19 protein-coding genes and 1 pseudogene are annotated in these 19,278 nt (G+C 43.7%); 10 read left to right on the forward strand and 10 right to left on the reverse strand.

The window, feature by feature from the left end; translation table 11 throughout:
• Positions 1–3,882 (reverse strand): hypothetical protein (locus tag LCF57_RS24140; protein ID WP_226002927.1); only part of this gene is annotated, 3,882 nt, incomplete at its 3' end.
• A 188-nt stretch (positions 3,883–4,070) separates the two neighbouring features.
• On the opposite strand from LCF57_RS24140, the gene fabV reads away from it, so the two are divergent.
• On the forward strand, positions 4,071–5,258 hold the full coding sequence (gene fabV / locus LCF57_RS24145; RefSeq protein ID WP_226002928.1) for an enoyl-ACP reductase FabV: 1,188 nt from the start codon (positions 4,071–4,073) through the stop codon (positions 5,256–5,258).
• Between the two features lie 297 nt (positions 5,259–5,555).
• Complete coding sequence (locus tag LCF57_RS24150; protein ID WP_081752092.1) at positions 5,556–5,708, forward strand: DUF1540 domain-containing protein; 153 nt, start codon at positions 5,556–5,558, stop codon at positions 5,706–5,708.
• 198 nt (positions 5,709–5,906) lie between these two features.
• On the opposite strand, the gene LCF57_RS24155 is transcribed toward LCF57_RS24150, so the two are convergent.
• The 6 genes from LCF57_RS24155 to papA all read right to left on the reverse strand — a co-directional run bounded on the left by LCF57_RS24155 (position 5,907) and on the right by papA (position 12,704).
• Complete coding sequence (locus tag LCF57_RS24155) at positions 5,907–6,866, reverse strand: DUF5643 domain-containing protein (RefSeq protein ID WP_226002929.1); 960 nt, start codon at positions 6,864–6,866, stop codon at positions 5,907–5,909.
• A gap of 30 nt (positions 6,867–6,896) precedes the next feature.
• Entirely contained in the window at positions 6,897–8,114 is a 1,218-nt protein-coding gene (locus LCF57_RS24160; protein WP_226002930.1) for a DUF4179 domain-containing protein, read from the reverse strand.
• Positions 8,089–8,679 carry an RNA polymerase sigma factor gene (locus LCF57_RS24165; RefSeq protein WP_226002931.1) on the reverse strand — a complete coding sequence of 197 codons (591 nt, stop codon included), beginning with the start codon at positions 8,677–8,679 and terminating at the stop codon, positions 8,089–8,091. Before LCF57_RS24165 ends, LCF57_RS24160 begins: the two co-directional genes overlap by 26 nt.
• Before the next feature lie 500 nt (positions 8,680–9,179).
• Positions 9,180–10,910 carry an ABC transporter ATP-binding protein gene (locus LCF57_RS24170; RefSeq protein WP_226002932.1) on the reverse strand — a complete coding sequence of 577 codons (1,731 nt, stop codon included), beginning with the start codon at positions 10,908–10,910 and terminating at the stop codon, positions 9,180–9,182.
• 102 nt (positions 10,911–11,012) lie between these two features.
• On the reverse strand, positions 11,013–12,419 hold the full coding sequence (papB, locus tag LCF57_RS24175) for a PapB family radical SAM/SPASM ranthipeptide maturase (protein ID WP_226002933.1): 1,407 nt from the start codon (positions 12,417–12,419) through the stop codon (positions 11,013–11,015).
• Between the two features lie 135 nt (positions 12,420–12,554).
• Entirely contained in the window at positions 12,555–12,704 is a 150-nt protein-coding gene (gene papA, locus LCF57_RS24180) for a freyrasin family ranthipeptide (protein WP_226002934.1), read from the reverse strand.
• Positions 12,705–13,136: 432 nt separating this feature from the next.
• Here papA and LCF57_RS24185 point away from each other — a divergent pair, with 432 nt between their 5' ends.
• The 7 genes and pseudogenes from LCF57_RS24185 to LCF57_RS24210 all read left to right on the forward strand — a co-directional run bounded on the left by LCF57_RS24185 (position 13,137) and on the right by LCF57_RS24210 (position 17,197).
• A complete protein-coding gene (locus LCF57_RS24185) occupies positions 13,137–13,439 on the forward strand; it encodes a helix-turn-helix domain-containing protein (RefSeq protein ID WP_226002987.1) in 303 nt (100 codons plus the stop codon).
• Positions 13,440–13,600: 161 nt separating this feature from the next.
• A pseudogene (locus LCF57_RS24190) lies at positions 13,601–13,926 on the forward strand (transposase); the annotation flags it as partial.
• 29 nt (positions 13,927–13,955) lie between these two features.
• Positions 13,956–14,084 (forward strand): hypothetical protein, encoded by a 129-nt coding sequence (locus LCF57_RS27745; RefSeq protein ID WP_264083796.1) that lies wholly within the window; start codon positions 13,956–13,958, stop codon positions 14,082–14,084.
• Positions 14,085–14,317: 233 nt separating this feature from the next.
• On the forward strand, positions 14,318–15,244 hold the full coding sequence (locus LCF57_RS24195; RefSeq protein ID WP_226002935.1) for an ABC transporter ATP-binding protein: 927 nt from the start codon (positions 14,318–14,320) through the stop codon (positions 15,242–15,244).
• Positions 15,237–15,947 (forward strand): ABC transporter permease, encoded by a 711-nt coding sequence (locus tag LCF57_RS24200; RefSeq protein ID WP_226002936.1) that lies wholly within the window; start codon positions 15,237–15,239, stop codon positions 15,945–15,947. The genes LCF57_RS24195 and LCF57_RS24200 overlap by 8 nt, the downstream gene beginning before the upstream one ends.
• Positions 15,904–16,713, forward strand: a complete 810-nt coding sequence (locus LCF57_RS24205; RefSeq protein WP_226002937.1) for an ABC transporter permease — start codon at positions 15,904–15,906, stop codon at positions 16,711–16,713. The genes LCF57_RS24200 and LCF57_RS24205 overlap by 44 nt, the downstream gene beginning before the upstream one ends.
• Positions 16,714–16,924: 211 nt before the next feature.
• Entirely contained in the window at positions 16,925–17,197 is a 273-nt protein-coding gene (locus LCF57_RS24210; RefSeq protein WP_226002938.1) for a hypothetical protein, read from the forward strand.
• A gap of 154 nt (positions 17,198–17,351) precedes the next feature.
• On the opposite strand, the gene LCF57_RS24215 is transcribed toward LCF57_RS24210, so the two are convergent.
• Together LCF57_RS24215 and LCF57_RS24220 are read right to left on the reverse strand one after the other, a co-directional pair.
• Complete coding sequence (locus LCF57_RS24215; RefSeq protein ID WP_226002939.1) at positions 17,352–17,579, reverse strand: hypothetical protein; 228 nt, start codon at positions 17,577–17,579, stop codon at positions 17,352–17,354.
• A gap of 84 nt (positions 17,580–17,663) precedes the next feature.
• The gene (locus LCF57_RS24220) at positions 17,664–18,035 is read right to left on the reverse strand and encodes a DUF4190 domain-containing protein (protein ID WP_226002940.1); all 372 of its coding nucleotides are present in this window, start codon (positions 18,033–18,035) and stop codon (positions 17,664–17,666) included.
• A 263-nt stretch (positions 18,036–18,298) separates the two neighbouring features.
• Here LCF57_RS24220 and LCF57_RS24225 point away from each other — a divergent pair, with 263 nt between their 5' ends.
• Positions 18,299–18,886, forward strand: a complete 588-nt coding sequence (locus LCF57_RS24225; protein ID WP_226002941.1) for a hypothetical protein — start codon at positions 18,299–18,301, stop codon at positions 18,884–18,886.
• Positions 18,887–18,894: 8 nt separating this feature from the next.
• On the opposite strand, the gene LCF57_RS24230 is transcribed toward LCF57_RS24225, so the two are convergent.
• Entirely contained in the window at positions 18,895–19,245 is a 351-nt protein-coding gene (locus tag LCF57_RS24230; RefSeq protein ID WP_226002942.1) for a hypothetical protein, read from the reverse strand.
• Positions 19,246–19,278: the final 33 nt, after the last annotated feature.

The following is a 19,278-nucleotide window of genomic DNA, read 5'->3' on the forward strand; positions in this document are numbered from 1 at the left end:
CTTCACAGCCCCTTCTGCCAGCGCTATGTCCTGTACCGCTCCTGCTGCCAAATGCCGGGTGTGTACGGCCTGCTCCGTCAAATGTGAAGGACCGACGCTGCCTTCCACGAGATTCGTCGCTTGCACTGAGCGTGCCGCCAGTTTTTCTGAGGTGATGCTTTCCGCTTGGAGCGCACGCCCTGACACACTGTCCGGGGCAAGATGTCTCGTAAGCACCGAGGAAGCCTGTAGATGAGCCGAGGTAATTGCTTCGGCAGCCAAATGTGCCGAATCCACAGCCGCCACAGCCAGGTGACTGCCTTGTATGGCTTCATCCGCAATATGCCCGGACTGCACCGAATGGGCGGATAGCTTGGTGGAGGTTACACTTTCCTCCGCCAGTTTTTCAGACGTAACAGATTCATCTTGCAATGCGTGGGTCGATATCGTCTTTGATGCGATATGCACGCCCTGGATGGTTCCGATGTGCAGATGGTGCGGCTGGATGGCCTCCGATGCAATGTGCACAGACTTCACAGCCCCTTCTGCCAACGCTATGTCCTGTACCGCTCCTGCTGCCAAATGCCGGGGGTGTACGGCCTGCTCAGACAAATGTGAAGGGCCGACGCTTCCTTCGGCGAGATTCGTCGCTTGCACTGCGTGTGCCGCCAGCTTTTCCGAGGTGATGCTTTCCGCTTGGAGCGAACGACCGGACACACTATCCTGGGCCAGATGTCTCGCAAGCACTGAGGAAGCCTGCAAATGAACCGAGGTCACTGCTCCGGCAGCCAAATGTGCCGAATCCACAGCCGCCACAGCTAGATGGTTGCTTTGCACAGCTTCGTCCGCGATATGCCCGGACTGCACGGAATGGGCAGACAGCTTGGTGGAGGTTACACTTTCCTCCGCCAGTTTGGCAGAGGTGACCGCTTCATCCTGTAAGGCCGGGGTCCCCACAGCCTGCAATGCGATATGCTCTCCCTCAATGACCCCGTTTTGCAAGTGCTCTGATTGAATGGATTCCGGTGTGATATGCACGGATTTTACAGCCCCTTCTGCTAACGCTCTGTCCTGTACTGCTCCAGGCGCCAAATGCCGGGGGTGTACGGCCTGCGAGGATAGATGTGAAGGGCCGACGCTGTCTTCCGCGAGATTCGATGCTTGCACTGAGCGTGCCGCCAGCTTTTCCGAGGTGATGCTTTCCGCTTGGAGCGCGCGACCGGACACACTATCCTGGGCCAGATGTCTCGTAAGCACTGAGGAAGCCTGTAAATGAACCGAGGTCACTGCTCCGGCAGCCAAATGTGTCGAATCCACAGCCGCCACAACCAGATGGTTGCTTTGTACAGCTTCGTCCGCGATATGCCCGGACTGCACGGAATGGGCAGACAGCTTGGTGGAGGTTACACTTTCCTCCGCCAGTTTGGCAGAGGTGACCGCTTCATCCTGTAAGGCCGGGGTCCCCACAGCCTGCAATGCGATATGCTCTCCCTGAATGACCCCGCTTTGCAAGTGCTCTGATTGGATGGATTCCGGTGCAAGATGCGCAGATTTTACAGCATTCTGGGCCAGTGTGGTTTCCTCTACTGCTCCTGCTACCAAATGCCGGGTGTGTACGGACTGTGCAGCCAGATGCCCAGGGCCCACACTATTTTCCGCCAGATTGGAAGCTTGCACAGCCCGAGCCGCTAACTTCTTAGAGGTGACGCTTTCCGATTGAAGTGCATGACCGGATACGCTATCCGGGGCAAGATGTTTAGTCTGAACCGATGCAGATTTCAGATGGTCGGAGGTGACGGATTCAGGAGCGAGATGATTCGCCTCCACCGCTTCTACAGCCAGATGGTTACTCTGCACGGCTTTATCCGTAATGTGCCACGGCTGCACAGAGCGAGCTGACAGCTTGGAGGAAGTTACACTGCCTTCTGCTAATTTTGGGGCCGTAATCGCCAAATCATTAATTTTGTCCGTAGCCACACTTTCCGGCGATAGTTTCAACGAAGTGACAGCATGATCCTGCAAATGGTGGGAGTACACTGCTCCATTTGCCAGATGTCTGGTTTGAACCGCACCTTCACCCAAAATATCTGCGGTAACAGACTGTCCTTGCAAGGCCGAGGTTCCTACACTGCCCTCTCCAAGATGTTCGCTTAGCACAGAGCTGTGGGCCAGATGTGCCGAGTCGACCGATTGAGCCTGCAATGCCTTTCCACCCACACTGTTGTTGGCAAGGTGATTTTCTCGAATCTCTCCGGTTGCAATGTGTACGTGTGTAATGGCTTGTGGCGCAATTTTATTTCCGGTGACCGCTCCTGTACCTATTTTAGTCTCCGTCACCGCTTCTTCAGCGATTTTGTCAGACTTAATAGAGTTCGGAGCAATATGGTTTTCCTTGATAGCCTGTTTCGCCACATGGTGATCCAGAACTGCACCCTTCCCTATTTTCTCGCTCGTTACTGCCCCTGATTGCAAATGTTGCTCCGTCACTGCTTCGGCTACGATATGATGCTTACGAATAATTTCAGACTTAAGGTGTAATGAAGAGACCGCCTCCGGAGCAAGCTGAGGACCTTTAATAGCTGACGCAGCAATATGTCTGGTAAGTACCGCTTCATCGGCAATTTTGTGTGGCAAAATGCTCTGATCCGATATTTTGGAGGAAGTCACAGACTGATCGACGATTTGCAGAGAGCCTACCGACTGATCCGCCAGCTTATTGGACTGAATACTCCGGTCTGCGAGATGCCGGGCTGTCACTTCACCTGTGCCAATCTGCTCTTCTCCAATAGCGCCGGGACTCAGATGTTTTCTTTCAATTGCTTCTGCCTGTATATGCTCCCCGGTGACCGCCTCATGCTCCAGATGACGTCCACTGACGGTACCTTCCTCCAGCTGTTCCTTGCCCACAATTCCGCCTGCAAGCTGCTGACGGTTGATTGAACCGGGAGCCAGGTGCCGGGCATGAATGGCATGATCGGTCAGGTGTGCGCTCTCAATGCTGCCAGCCTGAATTTTAGAACCATCCACAGCACCATCCCGCAGTTTGGAAGTGGTCACAGACTGCTCTCCAAGCTTGGAGCTGTCGATGGCTTCATTAGCCAAATTGTTCGATTGAATTGTACCGCTGCGAATTTTATCAGAGGTAACCGCCTGATCTTGAAGCATGTCTTGAGACACAATCCAATGCTTGAAATGACGGCTCTCAATGGAGCCATTTGCAATATGATCACCGCTGATAATCTTATCAGCCAGCTTTTCCGGGGTGATGCTGCCATCACGAAGTTTCTCACCGCCAATGGAGCGATCCTGCAATTTGCTGCCTGCCACCGATGCATCAGACAAATGCTCTACCGTAATAGAATCAGGAGCAATTTTCGAAGAAGTCACTGCACCGTCGGCTATTTTAATCGTTTGAACAGCATAATCCGCCAGATATTCCGTTTGGATGCTCTCTTGTTTCAGCTTGCTGGAGTCGATGGAAGCAGGAGCAATCTTTTCACCAGTCACAGCGAAATCGCTCAAATCATCTGTATAAATGAAAGCATTGTTTACATGGGGCGCCTTCTTGTTATTCAAAATTTCCTCGACATCAATGGGATCAGGCTGAGGCTCTGGCTCGTTTGCTTCCTCCATCGAGACCTGAGTCTCTTCTTCATTTTCATTGTCATCTTCAACCTCAGTCTCCTGCACAACATCAACTTCAGGTTCGACAATAGCCTGCTCCTCCAACTCCTCTGCTATTGGGGGAGGCGGAAAAGCAACTTGATGAAGTCTTGCTTCGGTCTCCCTCTCCGCAGGCTGTGGCTTCAAGCGCTGTATCATGCTTAATTCATTCATATCCGGGTCAATTACACTATAGAGCGGCTTTTTGTTTCTGGTGGTTTTACGGCTCTTGTTCTTCAAGCAGCTCTCTCCCTTCTCGTATTTATCGTTACAGCATCATATGCAGGCTATTAGGCACTTGCCACCCTGCCCAGGGGTACTCTTTTCAGTGAAAACATACTCTCAGAAATCCACGTTTGAAAAAAAATTGTTAAAAGTTAAAATAGTAAGGGTGAAGATTGCTACAAGAAGAGAGGAAATACAATAACATGATTATCAAACCAAGAACACGTGGCTTTATCTGTACCACTGCTCATCCGGTGGGCTGCGCCCAACATGTTCAGGAGCAAATTGACTATGTGCAGGCCCGTACTGCCATTAAGGGGCCTCGTAACGTGCTTGTCATCGGGGCATCTGCCGGGTATGGGTTGGCTTCCCGTATTACTGCCGCATTCGGAGCGAAGGCCAATACAATCGGTGTATATCGCCCTAGTAATGCTACAGCCACACGTACAGCCTCGGCAGGTTGGTACAATTCTGCTGCATTTGAAAAGGCTGCTCAGGAAGCAGGGCTTACATCCTTGAGCATAACAGGTGATGCCTTTTCGGATGAAGTCAAAACCAAAACGGTGGAAGTGATTCGCGAAGAGCTGGGACAAGTCGATCTGGTGATTTACAGTGTCGCTTCTGCCCGCCGTACGAATCCCCGTACAGGTGAAACGTTTAATTCCGTACTCAAACCTATTGGTAAACCCTATACAAATAAAACCGTCAACTTCCACACCGGTGAAATCAGCAGCGTTACACTGGAACCCGCAACGGAAGAAGAAGTGCAAGCAACTGTAGAGGTCATGGGCGGTGAGGACTGGAAGTTGTGGATTAACGCCTTGCGTGAAGGCGGTGTATTGGCTGATACTGCAACCACCTTTTCTTTTTCGTATATTGGTTCAGATATTACGCAAGCCATTTACAGAGAAGGCAGTATCGGAAGTGCAAAGGATCACCTGGAGGCGACAGCACGTCAGTTGAATGATCAACTGAAAGCCACAGGTGGACGCGCCTTTGTCGCAGTCACCAAAGGACTTGTTACCCAATCCAGCTCTGCCATCCCTGTCGTTCCTCTGTATATTTCCGCTTTGTACAAGGTGATGAAGGAAAAAGGGCTGCATGAAGGGTGTATAGAACAAAGCTACCGCCTGTTTGCCGAGCGTCTGTATGCTCCTGAAACTCCTGTGGATGAAGAGGGACGGATTCGTATTGATGACTGGGAGCTGCGTGAAGACGTGCAGATAGAGGTTGCGAAAATATGGGACGAGCTGACAACAAACAATATTTACCAGCTGTCCGATCTCGATGGGTACCGTCGCGAGTTTTTCCAACTGTTTGGCTTTGAATTCGAAGGTGTAGACTACGAGGCTGACATTGATCCCATCGTAAATATTCCTCACGTTCGCTAACTCTTTTGAGTAGCGTGATGATTATGTTGGCAAAACAAAAAAACTGTTCTTCGGCAGCAGAGCATTCTACTCTGCACGAAGGACAGCTTTTGTTTTAATTAAAGGGACACCTGTGTCCGTTTTGAGCCGCAAATGAAGCAAATATTGCAATTTTAAAATTCATTTGATATTGTACAAGTACGCATAGCAAAAACCCTCTGCTTGCCAAGAGGGTGACTACAGTTGGACAAGTCCTACCTTGCCTGACCGTGATTATATTTGCTTAGCCCATCACATCCATATAAGGAGGTGAACAGCATGGCAAAAGACGTTCTGTGTGAAGTTAACTCCTGTACGTACTGGGCCCAAGACAATAAATGTAGCGCAAGCTCCATTTATATCGTGAGCAACAGACCTGCAGACACTCACAAGTCCGAAGAAACGGACTGCAAAACCTTTGAAGCAAAATAAACCTTTGTTTCCAAGCCAAACCGTAGTTTCACAATGAAGGAGCCCCTGCCCGGGTTCCTTCTTTCTTATAATATTCTAACAAGAATGATAATTATTATCAAGCTCTTTTTATAGTGAAAAATTGAATCATTTGAAGCACAAAAAGAAGCGTCGCCTGAACGATTCGCTCCGCTTCTTTCGTTTTTGATATCAGATTATTTACTCAACGGGGACTACCATTTCTAAATCTTTATGATACGTTTTAACCCATTTACCTTGGGCATCCTCCACAGGATTCCATTTCTTGTCGACGGTCAGCGTATAAGGCCTGATGGTAATGGAAGAGGGTCTGGCTGCAAACGGAGCATACATTTCAACTTCATGATATTTGAGTGCCGGAGCCTTGCTTAATATCCCCACCGCGTCTTGTTCAATAAGTTTGCCTTGGGAGTCCGCGATGTCGTAATACATCTTGGTCGCACTCCAATTTCCAGTCTGTTGAGCTGTGCTCGGCACTTTACCATTGCTGTCAATAATGATCTGGGTATTATCCGAGGCGAGCTCAATCTGCTTGACGGTATAACTGAACCCGCCGCTGCTTTTCGTTTTTTCCGGCTTCAGGACCAGCTTGTCCTTCGCGGTATTCTCCACAGGCACCTTAAATGCAAACGGTTCTTTAATACCGCTAACACTGATTTTTAATGCCATTTCAAATGTATCCGGCAAATTTTTATCTGATAATCCTTTATCTATTATGATCTCTACTGCATTATCCAGCATTTTTTTATGGTTTCCATCTTGAAATACCGCGTCTGTGACACGCATTAATTTTATTTTCTCTCCATGGATAGATATTTGGGGATCTAGTAAGTAGCCCTTTTCTAATTTCCGGGATTTGTCTTTGCTGTAAGAAGGCATCATGCCGACCTTATTGATCCCCTTACGTTCAACCTGAACGGATAGACGTATCCCGTCATATTTCACCTTTTTGATGGTCAGTGTGACGCCATCCCGGGTCAGACTGCTTGTGCTTGCTGCCGAGGCAGTTGATGTTGCAGCTGCTGCCTGAATCTGCGATGCTGTATCGGAAATCGTTACGCCTGTCCCCATAATCATGGTCGCAGAAGCCACAATAACCGATTTGAATATTATGCGCTTCAGTTTACTATGTTGCTCCATTAGATTGTCTCTCCTTTATCGTTTGTTCGTTTATTGTTCATTTTTGGGTTGAGCTGGGACTGGGATCGTCATTTCCAAATCGTTATGATACGTTTTAAGCATTTTCCCCTCTTGATCCTCGATAACTGACCAGTCCTTCTTAACCGTCATAGTGTACGGCTTGATCGTAATAGAGGTCGGTGTTTTTGCAAATGGACTGTATGCTTCATCTTCATGGTATTCGAGATCGGGACTGCGATGGGATAAGCCTAACATGTGCTGCTCCAGCTGATTTCCGTCCTGATCCACAATGTCGTAATACATTTTGGTCGCGCTTAAATTGCCTGATTGCTCCGCGGTGCTTGGCACCTGCCCCTTGCTGTCCACAATAAGGCGGGTTGTCACCGGAGTCAGCTCTATCTGCTTCACCGTGTAGCTGAACGTTCCGCTGCTCTGTGTCTTATCAGGCTTAAGCAAAATTTTGTTTTTGGATAAATTCTTCACCGGCACCTGAAATTCAAAGGGCTCCTGAAAGCCGCTCACATTCACTTTTACTGTAATCTCAAATTCATCAGGGAGATTTTTCTCCGACAGTCCTTTGGTGATTTCATACATAGCCATATTGTTGATGAGCTTGCCGTCTTCCTTTTTGCCAACCGCGTCCGTAAACGAGCCGTACACCATCTTTTGTCCTTCAATAAAGACATCAGGTATGAACAAATACCCCTTTTTTTGCTTTTCCACGGGTACCTTCTCCAATGTATTCCCCTCGACACTCACGGCATCCTCGGGTAAATAAGGGGACATAATCCTCTCGTCTTCTACCCCTTGGCGTTCAATCATGAACACCAGCCGTGTTCCGTCAAACATAACCTCTTTGATGTTCAAGGTCACTCCATCGCGGGTTACACTTAAATTAGGTGACGTGGTCAGTCCTGATTTACTGGCTTGCTGCAAGCTGCTGTCAAAATTATATTGGAGGACGCTACCGAGCAGCGGGATATTTTTCAGCGCTTCAGCCATGGCTGGGGATACAAAACCACTTCCCAATACCACCCCTCCCAACACTGCAGCAGCAGATGCACCGATAGCTATTTTTTTAGTCCATGTGTCTTTTTTGTGAATTAATTTCCTGCTCACCATGTCCATTTCCCCTAATCTCCTCATAATGTCATCCGTGTAGCTAACCTGAGGCATCTTCTTGTTTTTAACTGTGCGACGAATTTGCTCCATTTGCTCGTGTTCAGTTTGATCTGACCATGCGCTCATTCGTTAGCCCTCCCTTTTTCAGTTTTTGCTGAATCAGCTTCTTACGTAGCCGCTCATACTTTTTGCGTAAGGTTGCAGGCTTGCAATCCATAATTTGTCCGATCTCTTCAAAGCTGTATTGTTCCACAGCTTTCAACAGCACCAGATTTCTTTCTTCCGAATTCAGATTCATCAAAAGCTCATCGACTTCACGTTCATCATGAGATGGATGATAATCATCGGCATGTAGCTGTTGCTCCTTTTGGGTCGATATGAATTGATACCAGCGGCTTTTTATCCTGATTTGATCCAAGCAGTGATAATACGCGACTTTATAAAGCCAAGCTGAAAAAGAAACCTGCTGCCGATATTTCCCTATCGCCTGATATACCTTGATAAAAATGTCCTGTACCGCATCCTCCGCTTCCTCGCGGTTTTTCAGGATGTAATAGCAATACGTATATATCTGCTTTTCAAAAGTTCGTATGATGGTGGCATATGCCTGTTGATCGCCAGCTTTGACACATTCTACGACGGATTCTACATGTTCTGTATGGTCGTTGGCCCCGGGACCGAAGCGTACCATAGGATCACCTCCTTGTGTGTCCGTCATCATTTTGTATAACGAATGCCACGCGGCTGTTTGTGACATCTTCTATAAAAAACCGAAAAAACACGCACCAAAACAAAAAAAAGAAGCGTCGCTCTGAACGATTCGCTTCTTGTGCTTGACTTTTTGTAATTGTTCCTGCTTGGTCGGCCTCATCCGTACATGCTGTGATATATCGGCATAATGACCATTGGTCGCTGGAGGACCCGGCTTTGGCTCAGTCTGACATCGGCAGCAAAGATGCCGATCTGGTCGGGGGCGAACGCGGTATGCTGCGTTAACCGTATTGATCGACTCATGCTGCTATCGCGCTGCGCGGCAAGCCTTCCATTCCTGAACAATATCAACGTGACTACTGAGGCCTAAGCAACTTTACGTTGTTTTGTTTTAAAGGATTTAATTAATTATGGTCTTGTTCGCAGGTAACGAAAACTCAGTAGCTTATGTGAGAGGATTTGAACCATTCAGTCGTTCCACTATTTATATGAGTGCTCATATACATCATTTTGTAGGAAATCCTTTTGCTTGATATATGAGCTAGAATAGATGCTATTATACGACATTAGATTAGCATGGCTACCCTGCTCTATAATTTGACCGTTTTGAATAACTAAGATATGATCCGAATGTATTACGGTCTGGAATTTATGAGCAATAATAATAATGGTTCGTTCACCCTTAAGTTCATTTAAAAGGTGTAGAATCAAGGATTCAGTTTCAGCATCAAGAGCAGATGTCATCTCATCAAAAATGAGTATCTCTGCGTTATGTAGCAGTGCTCTTGCTATAGCAAGACGTTGTTTTTGACCCACAGAAAGGTCGTATTCTTCGGAAATGATGTACGTATTATATTTCTGGGGAAGTGATAAAATATAGTCATGTAACCCGACTTTTTTCGAAATATCAATGACTTCATTTAATGTTGCATTTTTATTTCCAAAAGCGATGTTCTCGAATATAGTTCCTGTTGTTAATAACTCTTCTTGTGTTACTACCGCTATATTTTTATAGAAGGAACTTTTATTTAAATCGTGTAATTTATGATTATCATAAAGAATCTCACCTTTAGTTGGAACAATTTCTCCTGTTAAAAGCTTTGCAATCGTAGTTTTACCAGATCCACTTCCTCCTACTATAGCTAACATTTGATTTTTTTTGATTTCAAACGAGATATTATCAAGAACAGAGGTTTGATTATTGTAAGAAAACGACACGTTTTTTACGTGTATTGCATTTTCTATATTTGAAAAAATGGTATTGCCGTTCCAAATATCCTTTAAATTCAAAAAGTCAAGAATCCTCTCGGCAGAAGCTATAGCTGATTGAACACCTACGTTCAACTGTGATAAGCGTGATACAGGTTGTAACAGTTTGACTATATATGTACTAAACGCGACGAGCGTGCCTAAGGTGACTTCTCCTTTAATTAATAAGAAGCCGCCAATGATTAGTAAAAGTAAAGGGAAAAAACCGCTTAAAAAGTTACTGATTATGCCTAGTAGCAGTTCACGAGAAAAAAGTTTTTTCAAAATACGAATCAGAAGGATTTGTTCTCTGCAAAATAAGGCACTACTATACCTTTGGCGGTTAAATCTAACCGAGGTCCACTTTTGCTTTAAACCTAATTGTAGTATTTCCATTACCTTTTCGTACTGTTTTTTGTAAATTATATTTAACTGATACACTTTCTTTTTGGAATTGTAGTATAAGAAAAAGTAAATGGGTATAAAAACCAAGGATATCGTTGCCAACTTCCAATCCATAAAATAAAGGACAATTACGGTTGCGATAATCGTCAAACAATCGGTAAACATAGCTATAAATGCTTGGTTTAGCAGTCCTGTGAACGCCTCGACATCATTATAGATTAAAGAAATAATCTTACCGGAAGGCTGATGGCTTCGTAGACTAAGATTTTGATTATAGATATCATTTCTTAATCGAAATTGTAACAAATTTCGAATTCTAAAAATAAGTGAATCTCTAAGTGCCGCTGTCAATCCCCCTCCGATCAGTAAGGATAAAAAAAGAATACCAAAATAACTTATTTCCTTAACAGAAAGTGCTTTAGCATTATAAGAATCTATCAATCTCTGCATTAAAATGGGTTGGTATATCATAAACAATATATTTATTATAATTATGCAGAGTGCGGTAATTTGAAGTGGCAATAGAGGTTTAATATATCCTTTTATCAATTGTATCATAAGTATGTCCTCCATAATTGAGAATTAGGAGCCAGGGTATAACAGTATCGGCATTGCTGTATTACAAAAGAAGTAGATGGGTGTACAATGCCGAAGTATAAATTATTGACCAAAAAGGATGCTTCTTTGTTCTTGGGTAAGTTTAAGGTATAAATTTATAGTAGAAGTAATGAATTTTTTGGTTACTTTGCAGAGTTTACTGACAGGTTGATTGATATTTCCATTCTCTGCAAAATTTTCTTGGTGACATCCTCCGCCACAGAGGTTTTTTGCCCAACAATTTGAACAGGTTGTTCTATTTCTTATCGTTGAATTTTCTATAAAATCATATTGTCTGCTCAATTTATCCTCATCAAACAGGTTGCCGATGGAGCATTCGTCCTCGCCTACAAACCGATGGCAAGGGAACAAATTTCCTCTAACATCAACAGCGACAGCATTCGTACCTGCGCCACAAAAGTGAATTCTAGGACCGCCGGAATGGATTTTACTTAGCATACTAAGGACATTGGACATTTTTTTGGCTGTAGCATAGTCTTCATTTTCTAATAATTCTTGAAAGCGGTCTACCAGCTTAACCATCTCTTTTGATAAAATATCATAGTGCTCGTCCGATAAGGAATAAAGCGCTGGGGACAAATATATTTTTCTAAAACCCAGTTTTACTAAATGGTCAAAAGACTTATAAAGATCAAGCTCTATAGGTGTTACTGTACCTCTTGCACCTATTTTATGATCATTTCTCATTTCTTCTGTACGTTTTAACAGTAAATCATAAGACCCTTGTCCACCTTTGAAAAAACGATTAAAATTATGTGTTTTTTCATCACCGTCAATGCTAGTTTGCACACCAAAATGATGTTTGTAAAAAAAGCTTTTGATTTTAGGAGTGATGAGTGTACCATTAGTGGTTATAGAAAAAGAAAATTTCTTATGATGAATTTGAGATTGTTCATTAACGTAGTGTACAGTCTCTTGTATTAGAGGGAAATTTAATAAGGGTTCCCCGCCAAAAAAAGTGATATTTAATTCCTCCATTTCTCCCGACTGTTGAATAAGAAAGTCTACAGCCGCTTTAGCAATTTCAGAGGTCATTTTTCCTTTCTGATTATATTCTCCCTCTTCTCCGTAACAGTAAGTACATCTAAGATTACATTCTTGAACCATAAACAAGGTCAGAGAGGATAGTCTGAAAGCTTTTTGTGATTTATTGAGTATACCAATTTTTTCAACCTCTGATTTATTGGTATCGGTGGCAATAATGTAAGCTTCTTTCATATTTTGTATGACTTCTCCGACTTTTGACAGCTCATAACATTTGGATAAATCCTCAATGACTTGATTTTCGCTCTTGCCCTTACTATTTAAAATATCAATAATCATTGAGTCGATCTCAAAGATCGCGTTGGTTATTACGTTATAGAAGTAATACTTTGAGTCGACCTCGAACAATTTATAGGGGAGAAAATCAATGATTTTATCTTCTTTATCTTGAATCAGATTACTCATCTCAAAAACCTCACTTTATATATAATGATTACGTAGGAAAAGCGGGATTAAATGAAAATTAATCCCGCTTAGAAAAGTGAAAATAAATTATCTCAAAAATAATGAAGGACAAGATATTTTGATTCTTGACATATTCTAGGTATCAGAATAGTTACACCAATCAGATCCATCACATGCGCGACAATAATCTTTAGTATCGCAAAAGTAACAATAATCGTTGACTGAACAACCATAAGCAAGTACAGGCTCTTTAACCCCTGCAATAACGTTAATTTGCTTTAACATGTCCTTCACCTCCTTCTATGTAAGCTATACGATGTATAGATATGCAAGCTGTATAGAAATCATACATCACAAAAGGAAAATCATGTGTTACAATTTCTTGAATAAATTGTGTTTTTTTATATTTTTTTAAAAATAAGTGTATATTTAATCACATATACTAATTGTAAAATGTATAATAATGGAGTTTTTTAGGCATAAAAACCATACTAGTACCTTGGCCAAAAGCGATTCTAGTTTTAAAATCTCTATAATTAAGAAGCTGAGGAGGGCTTACTCATGAACAAAAAATATGAGGTTCGACTTGAGCTAAAGGAACGTGAATGGATCTAGCAACTTCTTCATGCCGATTCTACGTCTCCTGGCATTCGCCGCCGCTGTCTCGTACTGCTGCTTTCAGACGAAAACCAAGAAGCCATCCCGAAACAGGCTGAAATTGCCCGGCGTTCGGGGGTCAGCGATGTCACGGTCTTTTACACCGTAAAAGACTACTGTACCCGCGGCCTTCACGAGACGCTGAGCTACCGCAAGCGAGCCGAACCGGCACGTCCTTCGCAGGTGACCGATGAAGTGGAAGCCCGAATCATTACGTTAGCCTGTTCCGAGCCGCCTGAGGGGTATGCTCGCTGGACTGTTCGTCTGCTCACTCGCCGGGTGATCGAGTTGAATATTCTGGAATCGGTGGGGCGGGAAACCATTCGGACGACGTTAAAAAAACAAAACTTAAACCTCAACTGAAAAAACAATGGTGCATTCTCACCAAATCCAGCAGTGAGTTCGTCGCTCGGATGGAAGACATCTTGGAAACCTATGCTCTTCCCTATGATCTGGAAATCCCGCTGATCTGTATGGATGAACAGCCAGTGCAGCTTTTGGATCATTCTCGACCTGCGCAACGGATGAAGCCGGGACAAGTCCGCCGCGAGGATTACGAGTATGTGCGCAAAGGAAGTTGTAGCCTGTTTATGTTCACGGAACCTTTGGCTGGATGGCGTCATGTCCAAGCCAGCGAGAGACGAACCAAAATCGTTTGGCCGTTACAAATCCAAGAGTTGCTGGAGGTCCATTATCCAAAGGCGAAGCGAGTTCGGCTCGTTATGGATAACTTGAACAGCATACGATTTCGTCCTTGTATGAAACGTTTGCGCCAGAGCAGGCGTTGTCCCTTGCGAAACGATTAGAAATTCATTACACCCCCAAGCATGGAAGTTGGCTCAACATGGCTGAAATGGAGCTGAGCGCACTGACCATCCAGTGTCTGAGCCGACGAATCGCCTCGATGAAGAATTGCAGCGTGAGGTCATGGCTTGGGAAGTCGAACGTAACCAGGCACAGAAATCGGTCAATTGGCAATTTACAACGGAGCAGCGAGAGGAAAATTAAAGCACCTATATCCTGAAATTTGATTCGGTCAATGTACTAGAAAGGAGAACTTCAAAGTTATCATTCACTTGTTTATACGAAGCAACTTACAGATTGCTCAAAAAGTACTTGTATCTGGTTAGGACATATTGATCTCTCTTTACATGTTATATACCAACCTATGTTATCGTGCATGTTGCTTTAACTACAAGAAAATGTATAATAATAGTATTTCATGCTTAGGAGGTTGGAAAATGGAATATATAGTCGAAACTAAAGCACTCCGAAAAAATTTTGGCCGCTTTACCGCTGTAGACGATATATCCTTGCACTTGGAGCGGGGGAGCATTTACGGTTTTCTCGGCGAGAACGGGGCCGGAAAAACAACCACAATCAGAATGCTGATGAGACTCATGGAGCCTACAAGCGGAGAGGTTTTCTTATTTGGGGAGCGGCTGGAGAAGAACTACCCGTCTATCTTTTCCAGAATAGGCACCATTATTGAAACGCCTGGGTTATACGGAAACCTCAGCGCAAGGGATAATCTGAGGATATGCTGCACATACATGGGGGTGAAAGATGAGGGCAGAATTGAACATACGCTCTCTACCGTGGGATTGGAGCATACCGGCAAGAAGAAGTTTAATGATTTTTCCTTAGGAATGAAGCAAAGGTTAGGGATTGCGAGGGCGCTTGTCCATGACCCGGAGTTGCTCATATTGGACGAGCCTACGAACGGACTGGACCCGTCAGGGATCAAGGAAATTCGTCAATTACTGAAGCGGCTATGTGAGGAAGAAGGGAAAACTATTCTCATCTCCAGCCACATCCTGAGCGAAATTCAACAGTTAGCAACACACATCGGAATCATACATAATGGAAAACTGTTGGCAGAAGATCGTTTGAACCGCTTGGAGGAAAGCTTTGAGCAATATACGGATGTAAAGGTAGACGATGCGGAGGCGGTTCGTACGTTTCTGCAAGAGCGTATGAAGCAGACTCAGTGTGATGTGAAATCCAAGCAACATTTAAGAATCTATAACCCTATCGAGAACATAGCGGCGTTAAACAAAGAGTTAATGGATCACCATTTTTCAGTCTATGAAATACACACCTCAAAGCAGACGCTGGAGGATTACTTTCTGGCGCTCATCTCAAGGGAAGGTGAGCGGCGTGATTAGAGCGGAGCTCATTAAACTCAAGGGCTCTAAAGCTTTTGTGCTGAGCTATATTATTTTACTGGCTGTTACGCTGTTATTTTTTATTTTGGATTCTATCTTTCCCCAGTATTCGATTGATCATTCTGGGTGGAACTATTATTTTCGGGACATTGTCGGCTTCATCAACATTGCGACCGGATTTATCAGCTACTTCATATTAACCGGTCATATTTTCGCGAGAGAGTACCAGGAAGATACCCATCTATTTATGTTTACGAGTCCTGTAGCCCGAACGAAATTTTATGTCAGTAAACTGATAGTAATATATGGATATATAGTGGTTTCTTTATTTTCTGTGCTGATTTTGTCTGCGTTATTAGGGACGTTGATTACCGATCGACCCTTAACGCTGGATATCTGGGTAGACCAGATTCAGGTGTTTGCTAAAATGTGTGTAATGCATGCGATGCTAATACCGTTCATCTCTTTTTTCGTCATACGGTGGAAAAGTTTTCTGATGGTCGTGCTCGTAGCTTGTACCGTCATATTTTTGAATTTCACGTACAAAAGTGAATGGAATCCGTTAGTTGTTCCGTTTCTTTTATCTCCTAATGAAGGAAGCGCGTTCAGACAGGTCGATGTTACAATAGCTTGGTTCAGTTTATCTGTTACCTTTATTCTTGGATTATTTTTATCCATGTGGACGTACAAAAGAAGATACTAAAGATAGGCTTTCTGAAAAGAGGGAGATTATGTTTAACCTGTTTAAAGCAGAGTGGCTGAAGCTTAAATGGACCAAAATTCTTATTCTGAGCGTGATTATTTTAGTATTATCTGTATTTTTAAATTTTAGTTTTTACGCTACAAGTCCCAAATTTTCCGTAGACCGTGACGGTTGGAATGCATACTTTATGGATTTGGTAAGTACTATCAATTTTCTAACCGGGTATATGAGCTATTATATTTTGACCATCTTTATCTATACGAGAGAGTATCAGGAAAACACTCATATTGCCCTGTTCACAAATCCGGTTCGTCGGACGCGTATCTACTTCAGCAAGCTACTGGTTATATATACGTATATTGCGGTTAGCTTGCTGTTGGCATTTGTCATATCTGCCGTATTGGGAACCTTGATTACAAGTAGACCTTTAACTTCTGAAATTGTTTTATATCAGCTTGGAGTATTTTCTAAAATGTTTCTTATGCACGCCATGCTCATTCCGATAATATCTTTCTTCGCCATTCGATGGGAAAAATTTATAACCGCTGTGGTCGCGATGTGCACGGTCATATGTTTAAATTTTGTTCTAATCAATGTAACTGGAAATACACTCTATCCATGGACGGTCCCAGTTTTATTTTCTCCACATGGCACGTTGGGAAGAACATATACACATGTTCCGAACGGGATCACAAGTATATGCTTCATTTTTGTGCTAGGGCTTATCCTGTCGTTGAGGAGCTTTAGCAGCATAAAAAAGAAATAAACTGTTCCAGTCAAGGAATCAACTTATCTCTATACTAACGTTGTATATAAGCAGGGCGCCTAAACGAAGTATACGCTTCGTAGAGTGCCCTCTTTTGTATTATAATGTTTGATTAGCGCAAAGGCATACATTTTCTTCATACTTGCATTTTCGTACCTGCAGTTGTTATTTGGTTAAAACTTTAACCTCCTTGGGACCGAGGGGCACGGTGATGGAGCAAGGTGCTAAAAGTTTATCAGGGGTACGTTCAATCGATATGACAGACGGAGTAATTGAAGTGTTGAAGAAACACGAAGAGAGAATTAGTGAAGAAAAAGAACTGGCTGGAGAAATGTATATGGACAATGATTTAGTGTGTTGTACCAACATCGGTAAGCCTGTATTCCAAAATACACTTTCAAGATTAATAGATAGAAAGATAAAAACATTGGGGCTACTATTTTATTGCTATTATTTTGGCTCCTTTTGGGTCGATATGAATTGATGCCAGCGGCTTTTTTTCCTGATTTGATCCAAGCAGTGATAATACGCGACTTTATAAAGCCAAGCTGAAAAAGAAACCTGCTGATAGGATCACCTCCTTGTGTGTCCGTCATCATTTTGTATAACAAATGCCACGCAGCTGTTTGTGACATCTTCTATAAAAAACCGAAAAAACACGCACCAAAACAAAAAAAAGAAGCGTCGCTCTGAACGATTCGCTTCTTGTGCTTGACTTTTTGTAATTGTTCCTGCTTGGTCGGCCTCATCCGTACATGCTGTGATATATCGGCATAATGACCATTTGTTTTGCGACTCTGTGCGGCGCAATACATTCCTGCGCGTTTCGCCTTGCTTAGTGCTTTTTGTGTTCGAGTACGTGCCATACGGCCTTCACTCTCCTTCATTAGACTCCATTTATCATAGCATCAGAAATCCAAATCGTGAAGGGTACAGGTACAAGAATGCCATTAAATGTCTGAGAAAATGTCCGTATCGCCACTTGAGGCCGCTATCACAAAAACAACGACTAAGAAAAGAATGATCAGTGCATAAATCAGTGTCCCGATAATACTACATACCAGTCCGGCAATCGCCATACCTCTGCCTTGTTCGCCATAACGATTAATTTCCTTCAGGGAAAGGCTGGACAAAATAATGCCAACTATTCCGATAATCAACCCAAGATAAGGAATGACAACCGATAAAATCCCGAGTACCATCGAGGCAACAGCCTTACTGTTAGTAGGTGGGACCACTGGGGGCTGGTTAAATGGGGCGTTATAATCGTTCGTCTCCTGAAAAGAGTCGGAAGATCGAGGCTCTTTGTATAAATCACTCATCTGTTTAATTCAACTCCAATATGTAAAATAGCAATATATACGTTCTAGGGTACCACAATCTTACAAACCAGGACAGTACTTATTTTAAAAAATAATAAACCAAGCTAATATTCATAATTTTGTCTACTTTCATATACTCGTTTATGTCAAAAAGAAGACCATCGGCTTCATACGCACCTATTGTGCGAATTGAGCATACAGTATTTTACCCATTCCAGATAAAATGCGCTCCATGAGAGCATCCTGCCAAGGAGGACGGAGCTATGTCATATCGTGCAATATCCCGCAGAAGAGGTTCACCTCACAAACGTTTAAAGGCTAACACGCTCAGAAAAATATCCGTCGCCATGCTGCCATTTTACAAAGCAATCGCGACCCGCCGTGGTTTTGCCGTTCAATGGTCACAGGCTGTGGTGCAGGGCAATTTGGATCGGATGAAATCCCTTCTCTGCTCGGTAGCGCCATTTGCCGCCAAACAAGGATTAGGCACGAACGGCATCGGCTACTTTATTTCCTTTTTGGTTCAACCACCGATGCTTTATTATACGAACGGAACGACGATTCCACCGGGAACAGTGCAATTTACGTTTGAGCCGAGAGTCCATCGCGCCATCGCCAAGGCCATTTTTCCGCTGTATCGCGAGCTGGCACACAATCGATGCTTTGCTTCTGCTCTAGCCAAAGCGATCAACAGGCAAGACCAGCATGCGGTGACTGTGATGATCCGCAGTTTGATCCCATCCTCTGCGCTAAAATCTGTACAGATTGAGGATTATGGCTTCGCCCTGCTTTTTAAGTACCCCTTCAGTAAGTATCCCTATCGTAATCTACTCATTCAGGAATTTACTTAAAGTGGTCGCTACAGGTATCTTTGCTTGAGTTCTCCAATAAGCTCTTTTCCCAATTGTATTGCCATATCTGTCAGCACTCTGATTTCTTCCTTGGTTGTATTGTCCAAATGCGCCCCACAGCAAATCGCAAAGTTGCCTGCAAACTCTTTTCGCAAGCGAACTGCAATTTCCTCGGTAATATAAAATTCCTTGTGGGATTGCAATTGCACGGTTTGAATGGGCTCCAGTCTGGCCCCCGCTGTAATCGTTCCCAGATGGGGTTGATCACCGCCTGAAATGAGTACAACTATATCCTCCCCCATAAAATAGGCATCCAGCACAAGGCGAATACGTCCGCTTTCTTTTTGCAAATGAATCATATGATCCTCTCCCGCTTAAAATAATACTTAATT

Origin of the sequence: Paenibacillus sp. BJ-4, from assembly GCF_020404765.1 — a bacterium.
Lineage (GTDB): Bacteria > Bacillota > Bacilli > Paenibacillales > Paenibacillaceae > Paenibacillus.

Bases quoted from the DNA above. Each gene is read 5' to 3' on its own strand.
- fabV (WP_226002928.1), top strand. From the start codon at position 4,071: ATGATTATCAAACCAAGAACACGTGGCTTTATCTGTACCACTGCTCAT.
- LCF57_RS24150 (WP_081752092.1), top strand. From the start codon at position 5,556: ATGGCAAAAGACGTTCTGTGTGAAGTTAACTCCTGTACGTACTGGGCC.
- LCF57_RS24155 (WP_226002929.1), bottom strand. From the start codon at position 6,866: ATGGAGCAACATAGTAAACTGAAGCGCATAATATTCAAATCGGTTATT.
- LCF57_RS24160 (WP_226002930.1), bottom strand. From the start codon at position 8,114: ATGAGCGCATGGTCAGATCAAACTGAACACGAGCAAATGGAGCAAATT.
- LCF57_RS24165 (WP_226002931.1), bottom strand. From the start codon at position 8,679: ATGGTACGCTTCGGTCCCGGGGCCAACGACCATACAGAACATGTAGAA.
- LCF57_RS24170 (WP_226002932.1), bottom strand. From the start codon at position 10,910: ATGATACAATTGATAAAAGGATATATTAAACCTCTATTGCCACTTCAA.
- papB (WP_226002933.1), bottom strand. From the start codon at position 12,419: ATGAGTAATCTGATTCAAGATAAAGAAGATAAAATCATTGATTTTCTC.
- papA (WP_226002934.1), bottom strand. From the start codon at position 12,704: ATGTTAAAGCAAATTAACGTTATTGCAGGGGTTAAAGAGCCTGTACTT.
- LCF57_RS24195 (WP_226002935.1), top strand. From the start codon at position 14,318: ATGGAATATATAGTCGAAACTAAAGCACTCCGAAAAAATTTTGGCCGC.
- LCF57_RS24210 (WP_226002938.1), top strand. From the start codon at position 16,925: ATGGAGCAAGGTGCTAAAAGTTTATCAGGGGTACGTTCAATCGATATG.
- LCF57_RS24215 (WP_226002939.1), bottom strand. From the start codon at position 17,579: ATGGCACGTACTCGAACACAAAAAGCACTAAGCAAGGCGAAACGCGCA.
- LCF57_RS24220 (WP_226002940.1), bottom strand. From the start codon at position 18,035: ATGAGTGATTTATACAAAGAGCCTCGATCTTCCGACTCTTTTCAGGAG.
- LCF57_RS24225 (WP_226002941.1), top strand. From the start codon at position 18,299: ATGTCATATCGTGCAATATCCCGCAGAAGAGGTTCACCTCACAAACGT.
- LCF57_RS24230 (WP_226002942.1), bottom strand. From the start codon at position 19,245: ATGATTCATTTGCAAAAAGAAAGCGGACGTATTCGCCTTGTGCTGGAT.